We start from the raw sequence: 15,144 nt of genomic DNA, 5'->3' as shown, positions 1-15,144 counted from the left end.
ACTCATGATGAAAATGAAAACGTTAGTGCGCAGTATACTGACTGGTTTTGTAACCTGTATGGTTACTGCAGTGTATGCTGAAGACATAGAGCTATACGTTAACTATAATGTGAAAACAAATGAAAAACCGCGTGTTTTACTTATTTTTGACACTTCTGGAAGTATGGCATTTTCTACTGCAACGGGTAAAAGTTGTGGCTACAGCAGCTACACGGGCTATGTTGTGTGCCCAGACAGTCGTCTTGGTGTAGCAAAAAGTGCGATTACAAGCTTAGTAGATAACAATGACGATATTGATTTCGGTTTGATGCGTTTTAATAGCACAAATGGCGGTTATGTATTAGCTGGAATAGGCTCGTCATCTTCATCCTTGAAGACAGCCATTTCTGTACTACCTGCTGACGGGGGGACCCCTTTAACAGAGACGCTTTGGGAAGCCTATTTATACATTACGGGTCAAAGTTTGTATTACGGAGAAAAAGTTAATGAGGCTTGGCGAGACACGTCAGTAGAGACAAAAGTCAGAAGGGGGTCAAAGCGTAAACCAAAATACAGTTATACATATATCTCTCCATTTGATACCACAGAGGAAGCAAAACGCTGTGATAACTCTGTTAATGTTATTTATATGACAGATGGTGACCCCTCTTCAGGCTCAGATAATGAGCAAGATGGAGAAATCAGTGATCTCTATAAATCTTATTTCGGTAGCAATTTAAGCGGCTCTGATAAAATTGCGGGTGTTTATTTACACAAGCTTGCGCAGATTATTCATGGCACTGAAGATGTTAAAGTGGATTTGTTTCCTTCAACATCTGATATTCATGAAACAGGGCGGGTGTATACGATTGGCTTTGGTAGCGGTATGAGTAAGGATGGTAAACGCTTATTATCAGAAACCGCTGATTTAGGCGGTGGTCAGTATCTTCATGCTGACACTGCAGAACAATTATCAAAAGCTTTAAAAAATACGATAACACGCATACGCGAAGTAAATGATACTTTTACTTCACCTTCTATTGCGAATAATAATGTTGATCAAACACGCAGTCGTGAAGGTATTTATTATGCAATGTTTTACCCAGAAACCGGTGCTCGGTGGCGTGGAAATCTTAAAAAGTTGAAAGTGTCAGGCGATGAAATCGTTGATTTGGATGGAAAGCCGGCATTAAACGCTGATGGTTTGATTGCAAAAGGGGCAAAGACATTTTGGTTACCAGATAATACAGCACCAGACGGGAACATTGTTCAGGAAGGTGGTGCAAATCTTATGTTATCAAACCTATCATCGCGGACCATTTATACCGATGCCGGGAGCGCTGGGTTAGTTGATTTTACTAAGTCGACAGTTTCTACGGCACTAGGTGGCGACTTAGCGGCAGCGTTAAAGTTTAATTTAACTACAGCAACAAGTGTCAATTCGTTGACTCTTGGGCTCTTATCGACCGAGTTAGATAAAACGATCAAGTGGAGCCGAGGAATAGATGTGGATGATGAAGACGGTGATGGCAGTACCAGTGATCAACGACAAGATATTTTTGGTGATCCTCTGCACTCAAAACCTGTGACAATTGATTACGGTAATGATGATGTGCGCATTTTAATTGGCACCAATGCAGGTTACCTACACTTTTTTCAAGATAAAAATGATGTATTAAAAGAAAGCTGGGCTTTTATACCCAGTAGCTTATACAAAATTATTAAACCATTACGAGAGAATCAAGAAAAATCAAAGGTCTATGGTGTTGATGGACCTATTTCTGTGTTCTTTGATGATAAAAATGGTGATGGAGTTGTAAATGGCACTGATCGTGTTTGGGCGTTTTTTGGCTTAAGACGTGGCGGCAATAATTATTATGGACTGGATATTACAAACCCAGATTCACCTCGACTCATGTGGGGGGGACCGATTATTGGTGGAACGGGAGACTTTAAAGAACTTGCGCAATCATGGTCTAAACCTACGGTGACATACATTAACTTAAAAGGGTATGAAAATCGACCACTGCTTGTTTTTGGTGCAGGGTACGACACCAATAAAGACAATGTTCTGCGTTCTGAAGATACAAAAGGGCGCGGTATTTATATTGTTGATGCACAGAGCGGCAAAAAAGTGTGGGCTTTAACGTCGAGTGAAAATGGCTTTGCAGGTAAACACAGTATTGCTTCTGATATTAGTGTTTTGGATTCTGATTATGACGGTTACACTGATCGATTATATGCATCCGACACCGGCGGTGATGTATGGCGTATTGATATGCCTTCAAATAGCCCAACGAGCACAGAAAGTCCTTGGACACACTTCAAACTTGCGAGTTTAGGCAGTGCACTTGCATCTCAAGATCGTCGTTTCTTTTATAAACCGATGGTTGCGAGAACAATGTTTAGTAAGGTCTCTGAAACAGACGTAAATGGTAAGTCGGTTAAAACACGTATTGATACCCCCTTTGATGCAGTATTACTAGGTAGTGGGAATCGCTCTAAACCAACGGGCACCACAACGAGTGATCAATTGTTTATGATCCGCGATATCAATACAGTAACACGCTCATTCCAAAGCGATGAGATTCCAGCGGCGATCACCCAGGCTAATTTAATGAATATGGATGCTGACCCGTTTGGTAATGCACTTGATAGTGTAGATAAATTTACCGATTTAGAAGTTGAATTAGGTCAATACCATGGTTGGTATTATAACCTTCTAGCGGCTGGTGAAAAATCACTGGCAGCAAGCACGGTTATTGGAGGAGTCGCTTATTTCACCAGTTACGCACCCGCTTCTTCAACAGAAACAGCGAATCAGTGTTCATTAACAGGGGGCTCAGGGAGTTTATATGCGTTCCACTTACACTACGGTACAAAAGTGTATGATAGTCTAAAATTTACGACCTCAAATGATGTACCTGATACACCTCAGCTTTATTTCGGTGTTGGTGATAGCTGTGTTGATAGTAATAATAATGGTTTTTGTGATGAAACCCCGGATCCTGAAAACCCGGATCCTGAAAACCCGGATCCTGAAGACCCGAATCCTGAAGACCCGAATCCTGAAGACCCGGATCCTGATAACCCAGATGTGATCAAAGATACAGACGAAAAAGTCAAAGAGATGAGTCAGTTCTTAACCATAGGACCAGGTCTTAAAGGCGAGCAAAACCCCTTTAAAGTGAAAGAAATACAAGGTCCGGGTTTAACGGTTAAAGATGGAAAAATACAACTGGTTAATGATGCAACTCCGATTGGTTTTGGTTTTAAAACACAGCAAACCTATATTTATAAGCGAGAAGTAAATGACAAGAGTAACTAATAAAGTAAAAGGGTTTACCTTAATCGAACTGATGATTACCGTGGCAATTTTAGGTATTATAGCCAGTATTGCGTTACCAAGTTACTTTGAGCATGTTAAACGCACCGCCAGAACAGAAGCCATTACTGCATTACTTGATGCTGCCAATAAGCAAGAGCAGTTCTTTGTCGATAACAGGCAGTATACAACAACTTTGGCTAACTTAGGGGTCAGTGCTACAACTGAGAATAATTTTTATAAAATTTCAGTTGTTGTCGATAATGATGCCGGTACATTCGCGTTTACTGCCATACCCGCAGCAGGGCCCGTTTTGCAAGATGGCGAATGTGCAACATTAACTATTTCAGATACAGGATTAAAAACCTCAACGGGCTCTGCGAGTGCGAGCACCTGCTGGGGTAAGTAATCCCTCATTGAATAATTGAAATATCAGGATTGGCATTTGTTGGTGTCTTTTAGGCGAATACGCCCAATAGAGCTTATTGAAATAGCAAGCCCTTTAAGGCTTGCTATTTTGTATTCAGGGCAGTACACAAAGGTGCCATTATTAAATCCCACAGGCGTGCCATCTGAACGAAATGTGATTGAATGGCGGGGGTAAGTTAGCATATCAAGTTTATCGACTGCTTCAAGTTCCCAAATAATAGTATCACCTTCATCAAACACCCCAATATCGCCCCTGTCGACAAATACGGTGAGTGCTTTGTGCCAGTGCTCTCGATTGCATTGATTTTCTTGCAGCCCACAAAAAGTAACGTACGTGCTGTGGGTTTTTGCGTTATGGCGGCTTACGCTTAATGCGCGTTTAACTAAGTGAGTGCGGTTTTCTAGGCGACTTTTAGCTAGATAAGGCTTATATTCAAACAGCGCAATATTCATAAGTATTGCGACTATTGATAGCACCACTAAGCTTTCGATGAGTGTTGCACCATTCCTATGGTGTAATGTGTTTAAGGTCTTCATCCGTGAAGACTCCAAATTGTGACAGTTTAATTAACTATAGTTGGACCTAAAATGGTGTCAAATTATGGGGCTTAATCACAGGTATTTGTTGTATCACCTAGGTATAAAGCAGTGCCAGATTTTAATACCTGCAATGCTTTGTTGTTATCATTTGCGCCAGAAGGGCAAAAAGTAAAGGTGCCTGGATCAGAGGTGATCATGCCACTAGTATCAAAAATAAGTGCGTTATTGCCACTGAAACTCAGTTTACTCGTTTTAGGGATTTCTTGGAGGACTCTCAAAGTGGTATCGCCATTAGCTGGGTCATAACTGCCATTCTGATCTGAGTCAAAAAATACAAAGACCGTGCCTTGGTCCCAATCATTAGAGCAATTCATTTCTGTATTACTCTCAATATTAGCTGTTGCTCCACTACAGACTACAACAATTGCATCGCTACTGGTGGCTTTTGCCCGTGCAAAGCTAATACTGCGCTTTAATTCTTGTAAGTAGCTTTCGGCGCGGTCATTTTCTAGCAAATCAGAGCTATCCCACAGTGCTATGGCAGCCACAATGCCCACGATTGCAATGGTGACCATCAGTTCGAGGAGTGTAAAGCCCTTTTGTAATGATTTCATTGTTGTCTCTACTTTTAATACTTTATTTAATAATATCATGATTGTTGATTTTATCACCGTATTTCATAGCTTTGTTTGCTATAGAGAGCCGTATTGTCTAAAATCGAGGCAATCAAGAAATAATAAGTAGCCTTAAAATGAAAAAAATCGAAGCAATTATTAAACCATTCAAGCTTGATGATGTTCGAGAAGCATTATCAGAGGTAGGCATCACGGGGATGACGGTTAGTGAAGTTAAAGGTTTTGGCCGTCAAAAGGGGCACACAGAACTCTATCGCGGTGCTGAATACATGGTTGATTTTTTACCCAAGGTAAAACTAGATATTGTACTAAGTGATGAAGACGTAGATAGAGCCATTGATGTGATTGTTAAAACGTCACAAACGGGCAAAATTGGTGATGGTAAAATATTTGTCACAGATGTTGAGCGTGTTGTGCGTATTCGTACCGCAGAAGAAGATGAAGACGCAATTTAACGAAATAGCAGTCACATACACTGTAAAAAAGGCGCCAAATTTGGCGCCTTTTTAATGCTTATTCAGCGCTTAGGCTATTTACGCTTATTTGCTTCGCGCGTTTCTTTAGCATGCGCACTTAGCTCAGGTAAACCTAGCTTCTCGTAGCTTTTCTCCATGATCTCTAATGCTTGATCCAGGTAACTGCTTTGCGAGTAGTGTTCAACGACATATTTACCTCGGTTTGCAGCGGCAAGATAAGCTTCACGTTCGTAATAGTACTCTGCTACTTTTAGTTCATAACGCGCCATTTTGTTAAGTAACCATACTAAACGTTTTTTCGCTTCTGGCGCATAAACGCTATTTGGGAAACGTTTCAGTAAGGTTGATAAATCGGTAAATGCAACCCGAGTGCGATTTGCATCTCTATCCGCACGGTCTACACCAAAGTATTCTTGGAATGCGTTTTTGTCTGCTTTGATATTAACCAAGCCACGCATGTAGTACATGTAATCTAAATCTTTGTGATTTGGGTTTAAACGAATGAAACGGTCAATTGTTGCGAGAGCTTGTTCAGTATTGCCTGCTTGATAATGTGCATACACGAGATCCATTTGTACTTGTTTTGATAGTGGACCAAATGGATAGCGTGAATCAATAGCGCTTAATAACTCAATAGCTCGTGCATAAAGGCCCGAATCTAACGTTTGTTTCGCATCTTCATATAAAGCTTGTGCAGATTTATTCGGAACGCGTTGAATATCTTCTTGATCAGGAGCAGATGAACAGGCTCCTAGGCCAAGTAATGAAACTGAAAAAACAATGGCGAACGCACGTTTCCCTATTTTATTTATCATTTTATTTATTACCTTCGATGTCTTCGGCTAGGCCAAGTGAGGAAAACCGAGTAAACTATACATACAATGCTAATTAAAGCGATTCTAACCCAGTCGAGCAAAGCTTGCACTGGTAAATTGGGTAAAGTTACTAATGTCAGAGCAAATTTCTCTCCAAGCCGAGGTTCCAATTGACCTTGGCGGTAAACGTCTAGACCAAGTATTGGCGCAATTGTTCCCTGATTATTCTCGTTCACGTATAAAAACGTGGATTTTGGATGATAAAATCACCGTGAATGGTGAAATATTAAACACCCCGCGTGAAAAATTACTCGGTGGTGAACTGGTCAGTGTTGAAACAACCATTGAAGCACCGCGCGAGTACGAGGCACAAAATATCAAATTAAACATCGTTTATGAAGACGATGATATATTAGTAATCAATAAACCGATGGGATTAGTGGTACACCCAGGGGCTGGTAATCCAGACGGTACAGTATTGAATGCCTTGCTTCATCATTACCCCGATATAATTAACGTGCCGCGTGCAGGTATCGTGCACCGTCTTGATAAAGACACCACAGGTTTAATGGTGGTAGCAAAAACAATTCCTGCGCAAACGCACTTAGTGTCTGCACTGCAAAAGCGTGAAAACTTCACACGTGAATATGAAGCAATTTGTAATGGCACTATGACGGCAGGCGGTATGATTGAAAAGCCAATTGGCCGTCATGCAACAAAACGTACTCACATGGCTGTTCATGAAATGGGCAAACCTGCGGTGACTCATTACCGTGTTGCTGAAAAGTTTCGTGCTCACACACGCTTACGTTTACGCCTAGAAACTGGCCGTACTCACCAAATTCGTGTGCACATGGCGTATTTAAACCATCCACTGGTTGGTGATCAGTTATATGGCGGGCGCCCACGTCCACCGAAAGGCGCAACGCCTGAGCTATTTCAAATGCTGAGAGACTTTAAACGTCAGGCATTGCATGCGGTTAAACTGTCAATTGCGCACCCTATCACAGGTGAGTTAATGACATGGCAGGCACCTATTCCAGACGATATGGCCGCTATGACAGAAGCATTGCGAGCTGATACGAAAGCCAATCCAAATATTGAGTATTAAACACTATGATTACGCCAACATGGACTGCCCCTGACACTATTGGGGCCCTCAGTACAACTCGTGAAAACGGGGTATCTAAGGCGCCGTTTAATAGCTTTAATGTAGGGTTTCATGTTGGTGATGATGAGCAAGCTGTGCAGGCAAATCGCACTGCTTTAACGAGGCAATTGCCAAACCCAGCTGTGTGGTTAAATCAAGTACATGGTGCGGATGTGGTGGTGGTTGATGAATGCGTTGATATTCATTCAGTAAGTAGCGCAGATGCACTTTATACTCGCCTAAAGCAGCAACCGCTTGCCATCATGACGGCCGATTGTTTACCCGTGCTATTGTGTTCTACGTCAGGGGATGAGGTTGCTGCGGTTCATGGTGGGTGGCGCGGATTAGCGAAGGGAATTCTTGCCAATACACTGAGTAAGTTTAAGGCTGAGCCTGCTGACATCATTGCCTGGTTTGGTCCTGCTATCGGGGCTTTGCAGTTTGAAGTCGGGCAGGATGTTAAAGATTGTTTTTGCGATCAAAACCAGATTCATCAGCATGCATTTACTGCCCAAGGTGAAAAATACTTAGCGGATATTTATTTACTTGCCAAGCAGCAACTCAGTCAGCTTGGTGTTGTGAGTATTTATGGCGCAGAGTATTGCACCTACTCACAGCCATCATTATTTTTTTCGTATCGACGAGATGGTCAAACAGGGCGAATGGCAAGCTTGATCTGGCGCAAATAATCGCACTTTTTAGTGATTAAATTTTCATCTCTTACTTGAACAAACTACATATCATACCCATTAATTAAGCAATTAGTTTTTTTAATAGGTAAACCTTCATGCGTTTAGATAGATTTACAAGTAAATTTCAATCTGCGCTTTCAGATGCGCAGTCATTAGCACTTGGGCGCGATCATCAATTTATTGAGCCCGTGCACTTAATGTATTCATTACTTCAGCAAAGTGGCTCTAGTGTCCGTGCACTCCTTGCGCAAGCTGGCGTGAGTGCAGACGAGTTAAATACAAAATTATCACAAGAAATCGAAAAGCTTTTTAAAGTAGAAGGCGTTGGTGGCGACGTACAGCTATCGAATAATATGGTTTCGTTAATTAACTTATGTGATAAATATGCTCAAAAGCGTAAAGATAAATATATATCGAGTGAACTTTTTGTACTTGCTGCGTGCGATGATAAAGGCCCGCTAGGAGATATATTTAAAGCGCTCAATATTACTTCAACAAAAATTGAAGCGGCCATAGAGGCTATTCGTGGCGGTCAAAAAGTGGATGACCCGAATGCAGAAGAAACCCGTCAGGCATTAAAAAAATTCACCATCGACCTTACTGAGCGTGCCGAGCAAGGCAAGCTTGATCCTGTGATTGGCCGCGATGACGAAATACGCCGTACCATTCAGGTTTTACAACGTCGTACGAAGAACAACCCCGTGTTAATTGGTGAGCCAGGCGTGGGTAAAACAGCCATTGCTGAAGGCTTAGCACAACGTATTATTAATGGTGAGGTACCCGAAGGGCTCAAGAGCAAACGCGTGTTGTCGCTTGATTTAGGGGCGTTAGTTGCGGGTGCTAAGTACCGTGGTGAGTTTGAAGAGCGTTTAAAATCAGTTTTAAATGAATTAGCCAAAGAAGAGGGCCAAGTAATCCTCTTTATTGATGAAATTCATACCATGGTTGGTGCAGGTAAAACTGATGGTGCGATGGATGCAGGGAACATGTTAAAACCCGCTCTTGCACGTGGTGAGCTTCACTGTGTGGGAGCCACAACGCTTGACGAGTATCGCCAATACATTGAAAAAGATGCAGCACTTGAACGTCGCTTTCAAAAGGTATTCGTAGCAGAGCCATCGGTAGAAGACACCATCGCGATTCTTCGTGGTTTAAAAGAGCGTTACGAGCTACATCACTCTGTTGATATTACCGATCCGGCAATTGTTGCAGCGGCGCAGCTATCGCACCGTTACATTAGCGATCGTCAGTTACCCGATAAAGCGATTGATTTGATTGATGAAGCGGGCTCGTCAATTCGTTTACAAATTGACTCTAAACCAGAGTCACTTGATAAACTTGAGCGTCGTATTATTCAGTTAAAACTCGAAGATAATGCACTTGCCAAAGAAAAAGATGAAGCAAGTCAAAAGCGTCGTACTGAAATGCAAGAGCTAATAGCTGAACTTGAAGTGCAGTATCGTGAGCTTGATGAAGTATGGAATGCCGAAAAAGCCTCTTTGCAAGGCACACAAGTGATTAAAGCGGAGCTTGAACAAGCTCGTTTAGACTTAGAAGTCGCGCGCCGAGCAAGTGATTTACAACGGATGTCTGAATTACAGTATGGCCGTATTCCTGAACTTGAACGCAAGTTAGATCTTGCATCGCAAGCAGAAATGCAAGAAATGAGCTTACTTAAAAACCAAGTTGGTGAAGATGAAATTGCAGAAATTTTATCGCGCTGGACAGGTATACCCGTCTCTAAAATGCTGCAAGGCGAGCGAGAAAAACTACTGCAAATGGAAGATCAACTTCATCACAAAGTCATTGGCCAAGATGAAGCCGTGGTTGCTGTAGCGAATGCAATTCGTCGGTCACGTGCAGGGCTTGCTGATCCAAACCGCCCAATAGGTTCTTTTTTATTCTTAGGCCCAACAGGGGTAGGTAAAACAGAGCTTACTAAAGCGCTTGCAAGCTTTATGTTTGACACTGAAGATGCCATGGTGCGTATTGATATGTCTGAGTTTATGGAGAAACACTCAGTAGCACGCTTAGTGGGAGCACCGCCGGGTTACGTTGGATATGAAGAAGGTGGCTATTTAACAGAAGCTGTTCGTCGTCGCCCATACTCTGTTATTTTGCTTGATGAAGTAGAAAAAGCGCACCCCGACGTGTTCAATATACTTTTACAAGTGCTTGATGATGGCCGTTTAACTGATGGACAAGGTCGTACCGTTGATTTTAAAAATACGGTGATCATTATGACCTCAAACTTAGGATCAGACATCATCCAAGAGCAAGCTGGTTCGAACGACTATGCAACGCTAAAAGAGAAAGTGATGGGAGTGTTGGTAAGCCAATTCAGACCCGAGTTTATAAACCGGATTGATGAAACGGTGGTATTCCATCCACTTGCGAATGATCATATTAAAGAAATTGCCGATATTCAGTTAGGTAAACTGCGTGAACGCTTAACCGAAAAAGGCTATCTTCTTGAGGTAACTGATGCTGCCCTTGACCGTATAGCAGAAAGTGGTTTTGATCCTGTCTATGGTGCACGACCGTTAAAACGTGCAATTCAACACACCATAGAAAACCCGCTAGCGCAGCGCTTGCTTGGAGGTGAATACCTACCTGGCGCTATTATCCATATTGATGCAGATGAAAACGGGTTGGTTTTTTCAACCCGTTAATATCGGCAAATAAAGAAGCCGCATCAAATGATGCGGCTTTTGTGTTTGATTAAACAATTTAAATAAATCGCTTATTTAAGAAACACTAAACTTTAAACGTTAATAGCATATCGTTTACTTTGCGCGACCCCTCAACGAGGCCTGCGGCATCTTTAGCTACGTTATAGCTGAGCTTTAAGTTCTCTTCGCTGTGTCCTTTAATACTTTCAACGTTTTCACGTATATCTGCACTGACAACTTGTTGCTCTTCGGCTGCGGTAGAGATTTCGGTCGCCAAACCAGAAATTTCATTTATCTGTGCGAATATACTCGCAAGCTCAGCTTGAGTATGTGTGGTTGTTTCAACACAACTATCAGCTTGTTGTTTAGTTGACTGCATTACTTTAGACCAACTAAATAATGTATCTTGAATTTCTTTAATTGAACTATGAATTTGCGCAGTGGCATTCTGTGTTCGTGAAGAAAGTGCACGCACTTCATCGGCAACGACAGCAAAACCTCGACCATGATCACCTGCACGGGCAGCTTCAATTGCGGCGTTTAAGGCAAGTAAGTTTGTTTGCTCAGCTATACCTTCAATTTCAGTCATCACTTGGCCGATTTTATCGGCTTCACTGGCTAATGAATTAGCGGTTGTTGCTGCTTGTTCAACTTGGTTAGCAAGGTCTGATACCATCGCGCTATTGTCTTCAATATGCAGTTTGATATCTGTACAGCTTTGGTATGTATCATTTACTTTTTCAGCTGTATGGTGCGTATTTGCTGATATTTCACCAATGGTTGCGCTCATTTGTGTCATTGCAGTCGCAATATCACCTAAACGCTGACCTTGTGCCGCTATACCCTGCTCAGTAAGCGATGACTGCGTATCTAAGTTTGTTGCGATATTCTTAAAGGAGTAGGTCGAGTCTTTAACGCGACCCAGCACTGTTCGTAATTTTGCAAATAGCATCTGCTGGTTATATTGCGCAATACTAAATGGGTGTGCACCGCAATACACATAGCGTGACACAGAATCAAACTCTGCACGCTGTGATTTAAGTGCTGAAGGAGTCACTATTAACTCATCATAATTAAGCGCAGCAAGCAGTAAAATAATGGCAAGTGTCGCTAATACAGTCATCAACGATGTGGTAAAACCAAGTGCAATAACCCCCGCAAGAATAATAATCAAAGACACTATTTGTCTTAGTGACACATTTTCGCGAAACGAGGCGATTGATTTGCCATCATTAATCTTTTGATACAAAGCCGTAGCGCGTGTTTTCAAGTGTTCAGAGGGTTTTGTACGCACTGATTGATAGCCGACTAATTGTCCATGTTCGTAAATGGGTGTGACAAAGGCATCAACCCAATAATAACGTCCATCTTTACAGCGGTTTTTTACCATGCCTCGCCAAGAGTGGCCTTGTTTAAGCTTTTCCCACATTTCTTTAAATGCGGCTTTAGGCATATCAGGGTGGCGCACTATGTTATGGTTTTTACCTAATAGCTCATCTTCGGTATAGCCCGCTATGTTACAAAATTCTGTGTTTACGTAGGTAATTACCCCGCGTAAATCGGTTGTCGAGACAAGCTCCTGTTGTTCAGAGTATGTCACTTCTTGATTAATGATTTCTTGCCCACGACGCATATGAGTCCTTGAAATATACTTTGTTACGGTGTGCGGATTATAATCTCAGAAAAATGTAAGGGAAGAGGGGACAAGCTGATTACTGCTAAAGTTTTAGAAATTTTATTCATCCCTTGATCTAAAACAATAACTTGTCTGATAAATTATGCTTAAACTAACCCTTTTGTATTGCATGAAATGAATGTCAAAAATAATCGGTCTTCCTGATGGGGGTGATGAAGCAATTTAGCATCAATGAAGTGCCCTCAAACCAATTGTATAATAGTATTCACAATGGCAAGATGAGCTATGAGTGACGGAGCATAAAATCAAACAACTATTTACTCTTGAGTATTTATTTTTTGCCCCCATACACTTAGGATTAAAGCCACGCGGCTCGAGGAAGCATTTTTGATAAAACATAATTTAAATAAAACGCTAGAAGCGTTAACAGCACATTTTCCACACGCAATAAATGGGATTAAACGTGGCATCGAGCGAGAAGCATTAAGGATTAAACCAAATGGTGTTATCTCAAAACAGGGTCATCCACAAGGAGTGGGAAGCGCTTTAACCAATGACCATATCACCACTGATTTTTCTGAGTCTTTATTAGAATTCATTACGCCTGTTAGCACATCGGCTGAGCAAACATTAGCGCAGCTTAAAGATTTGCAAAAGTTTACCTTGTCACAGATGGATGATGAGCTGCTATGGCCTATCAGCATGCCATGCTTTATTGATAATCAAGATGACATTGTGCTGGCTCAGTTTGGTGACTCAAACATAGGGCGCATGAAAACGTTGTACCGAGAAGGGTTAAAGAATCGGTATGGCAGCATGATGCAAGCTATTGCTGGTGTGCATTTTAATATCTCTTTTCCTGATGAGTTATGGCAGAGCTTGCACGCGTTGAGTGCCAGTGAGCAACCACTTAGCACCTTTATTTCAGATGGTTATCTGGGGCTTATTCGAAACTTTAAGCGTGAGCTTTGGTTAATAAGTTACTTATTTGGTGCGTCACCTGCATTATGTAGCTCATTTTTACAAGGGCGAGAAACTGATCTGCCATTTAAAAAGTTGGGCAAAGGCACATTGTACCTTGAGGTTGGCACCGCACTGCGATTAGGTAATTTAGGTTACACAAACAGCGCTCAATCATCGTTGCGAGTGATGTATAACTCGCTTGAGGAATACGTAGCAGGTTTGAAAGCTGCCATTCATACGCCTTCTGATATTTACGGTCATATTGACGACTATACCCGTGCTGAACCAAAGCAGCTTAATAAAAATATCTTACAGATAGAAAATGAGTTTTACTCGCCAATTCGACCAAAACGTAATGCTACATCAGGCGAAACACCGACAGATGCCCTATTACGAGGGGGCATTGAGTACATAGAAGTGCGTGCACTTGATGTAAATCCATTCAGTGAAACAGGGATCGATTTACAGCAAATCCGTTTCCTCGATGTCTTTTTAACGTATTGTCTTTTAAGCGAATCTCCAACAATGGATTGGCAAGAGCAACAGTTAAGCACACAGAACCTTGATGCGGTAGTTAATGAAGGGCGTAACCCTGAATTACAATTAACAAAACAAGGTGAAGCAGTTAGCTTGGTTGATTGGGCATCGACTATTTTTGAGAGTCTAATCCCTGTTGCGCGTTATATGGACAGTGCGTATGGCGTAAGTTACTACAGCGAAACAATTCATGAGCTGTCGAGCTGGGTAACTGAGTCAAGTAAAACGTTTTCAGGGCGTTATGTTGCAACACTTGCAAAAGAAAACCAAGATAACGGCCAGTTTGCTTTAGCACTTGCACAGCAATATAAAGAAAATCATTTAGCCGCGGATTATCAGTATTACGATCCGGCTTTTTTAAGGGAACAAGCCGTCAATTCGATTGCAAAAGAGCGTGAAGTAAAAGCAGCAGATACGCTATCTTTTACGGCCTTTTTAAATGATTACTTTGCTAAAGCTTAGCGGCTTTTAGGCATAAAAAAACGCAGCCTAGGTTGGCTGCGTCAAAGATTCTTCAGGGATGAAACAATGCTATACTGCTGCATTCATAAAGTCAGACTGACTCAATAAGAAAAAGTTCAGCGAGATATTAAAAAAAATGAAAAAAAATTTAATTATTTTATCGCTGGTCGCTTCTATGGCGGGTTGTGCCACGGCTCCACCAGAGCAACCGCATGATATTTGTAAGATTTTCGAAGAAAAACCTGATTGGTATTATGATGCACGTGATGCACAAGAAAAGTGGGGCTCGCCAAAACATGTGCTGATGAGCATGATGTATCAAGAAAGTTCATTCCGTCATGATGCCGCTCCACCGATGGAATACTTTTTATGGATCATTCCTATCGGCCGAGCAAGCTCTGCCTATGGTTACTCGCAAGCAAAAACACCTACGTGGTCAGACTATATTCGTGAAACCGGCAACAGTGGCGCTGACAGAGATGACTTTGATGATGCCATCGATTTTATGGCTTGGTTTGTTTATAAAACACATAAAGTGAATGGTGTATCAAAGTGGGATGCTTACGCACAATACCTAAATTACCATGAAGGGTGGGGCGGGTATAAGCGCGGTACCTACAAAAGCAAAAAGTGGTTAATGAGTGTAGCTAATAAAGTAAAACACCGTGCGAGCCGGTATGGTGCTCAGCTTAAACAGTGTGAAGATGAGCTTGATAAAAACTGGTTTGAGCGCTTATTTGGCTAAACACGTACAAAGATAAAAAAGCCCGTAACTACGGGCTTTTTTATTGCATTCAATTGCACTATAACATTAAAGAGTACCCATTCTGTTA

Annotated in this window: 12 protein-coding genes; 8 read left to right on the top strand and 4 right to left on the bottom strand. The window is 41.8% G+C overall.

Annotated elements, in window-relative coordinates; genetic code table 11:
- Window positions 1–7 precede the first annotated feature (7 nt).
- On the top strand, window positions 8–3,307 hold the full coding sequence (locus tag D0907_RS11030; RefSeq protein ID WP_118844457.1) for a pilus assembly protein: 3,300 nt from the start codon (window positions 8–10) through the stop codon (window positions 3,305–3,307).
- The gene (locus D0907_RS11025; protein ID WP_118844456.1) at window positions 3,291–3,713 is read left to right on the top strand and encodes a type IV pilin protein; all 423 of its coding nucleotides are present in this window, start codon (window positions 3,291–3,293) and stop codon (window positions 3,711–3,713) included. Before D0907_RS11030 ends, D0907_RS11025 begins: the two co-directional genes overlap by 17 nt.
- 23 nt (window positions 3,714–3,736) lie before the next feature.
- Here the strand turns inward: D0907_RS11025 and D0907_RS11020 are convergent, their stop codons facing one another.
- Both D0907_RS11020 and D0907_RS11015 read right to left on the bottom strand, forming a co-directional pair.
- Entirely contained in the window at window positions 3,737–4,270 is a 534-nt protein-coding gene (locus tag D0907_RS11020) for a GspH/FimT family pseudopilin (protein WP_118844809.1), read from the bottom strand.
- Window positions 4,271–4,341: 71 nt separating this feature from the next.
- Window positions 4,342–4,887: a GspH/FimT family pseudopilin gene (locus D0907_RS11015; RefSeq protein ID WP_118844808.1), complete on the bottom strand. Its 546-nt coding sequence runs from the start codon at window positions 4,885–4,887 to the stop codon at window positions 4,342–4,344.
- A 137-nt stretch (window positions 4,888–5,024) separates the two neighbouring features.
- Here D0907_RS11015 and glnB point away from each other — a divergent pair, with 137 nt between their 5' ends.
- Complete coding sequence (gene glnB, locus D0907_RS11010) at window positions 5,025–5,363, top strand: nitrogen regulatory protein P-II (RefSeq protein WP_036967074.1); 339 nt, start codon at window positions 5,025–5,027, stop codon at window positions 5,361–5,363.
- A 74-nt stretch (window positions 5,364–5,437) separates the two neighbouring features.
- On the opposite strand, the gene D0907_RS11005 is transcribed toward glnB, so the two are convergent.
- The gene (locus D0907_RS11005) at window positions 5,438–6,199 is read right to left on the bottom strand and encodes an outer membrane protein assembly factor BamD (protein ID WP_036967077.1); all 762 of its coding nucleotides are present in this window, start codon (window positions 6,197–6,199) and stop codon (window positions 5,438–5,440) included.
- A 133-nt stretch (window positions 6,200–6,332) separates the two neighbouring features.
- On the opposite strand from D0907_RS11005, the gene rluD reads away from it, so the two are divergent.
- From rluD to clpB, 3 genes are all read left to right on the top strand, one after another.
- Window positions 6,333–7,310 carry a 23S rRNA pseudouridine(1911/1915/1917) synthase RluD gene (gene rluD / locus D0907_RS11000; protein WP_036967080.1) on the top strand — a complete coding sequence of 326 codons (978 nt, stop codon included), beginning with the start codon at window positions 6,333–6,335 and terminating at the stop codon, window positions 7,308–7,310.
- A gap of 5 nt (window positions 7,311–7,315) precedes the next feature.
- Window positions 7,316–8,038 (top strand): peptidoglycan editing factor PgeF, encoded by a 723-nt coding sequence (gene pgeF, locus D0907_RS10995; protein WP_118844455.1) that lies wholly within the window; start codon window positions 7,316–7,318, stop codon window positions 8,036–8,038.
- Between the two features lie 98 nt (window positions 8,039–8,136).
- Entirely contained in the window at window positions 8,137–10,713 is a 2,577-nt protein-coding gene (gene clpB, locus D0907_RS10990) for an ATP-dependent chaperone ClpB (RefSeq protein ID WP_118844454.1), read from the top strand.
- Window positions 10,714–10,798: 85 nt separating this feature from the next.
- Here the strand turns inward: clpB and D0907_RS10985 are convergent, their stop codons facing one another.
- Complete coding sequence (locus D0907_RS10985; protein WP_036967088.1) at window positions 10,799–12,346, bottom strand: methyl-accepting chemotaxis protein; 1,548 nt, start codon at window positions 12,344–12,346, stop codon at window positions 10,799–10,801.
- A gap of 390 nt (window positions 12,347–12,736) precedes the next feature.
- On the opposite strand from D0907_RS10985, the gene gshA reads away from it, so the two are divergent.
- Window positions 12,737–14,311 (top strand): glutamate--cysteine ligase, encoded by a 1,575-nt coding sequence (gene gshA / locus D0907_RS10980; RefSeq protein ID WP_118844453.1) that lies wholly within the window; start codon window positions 12,737–12,739, stop codon window positions 14,309–14,311.
- A 136-nt stretch (window positions 14,312–14,447) separates the two neighbouring features.
- A complete protein-coding gene (locus D0907_RS10975; protein WP_036967095.1) occupies window positions 14,448–15,056 on the top strand; it encodes a transglycosylase SLT domain-containing protein in 609 nt (202 codons plus the stop codon).
- The last annotated feature ends 88 nt before the right edge of the window (window positions 15,057–15,144 follow it).

The organism is Pseudoalteromonas lipolytica, from assembly GCF_003515105.1.
Classification (GTDB): Bacteria; Pseudomonadota; Gammaproteobacteria; order Enterobacterales; family Alteromonadaceae; genus Pseudoalteromonas; species Pseudoalteromonas lipolytica.
This window is presented reverse-complemented; position numbering and strand designations above follow the sequence as displayed.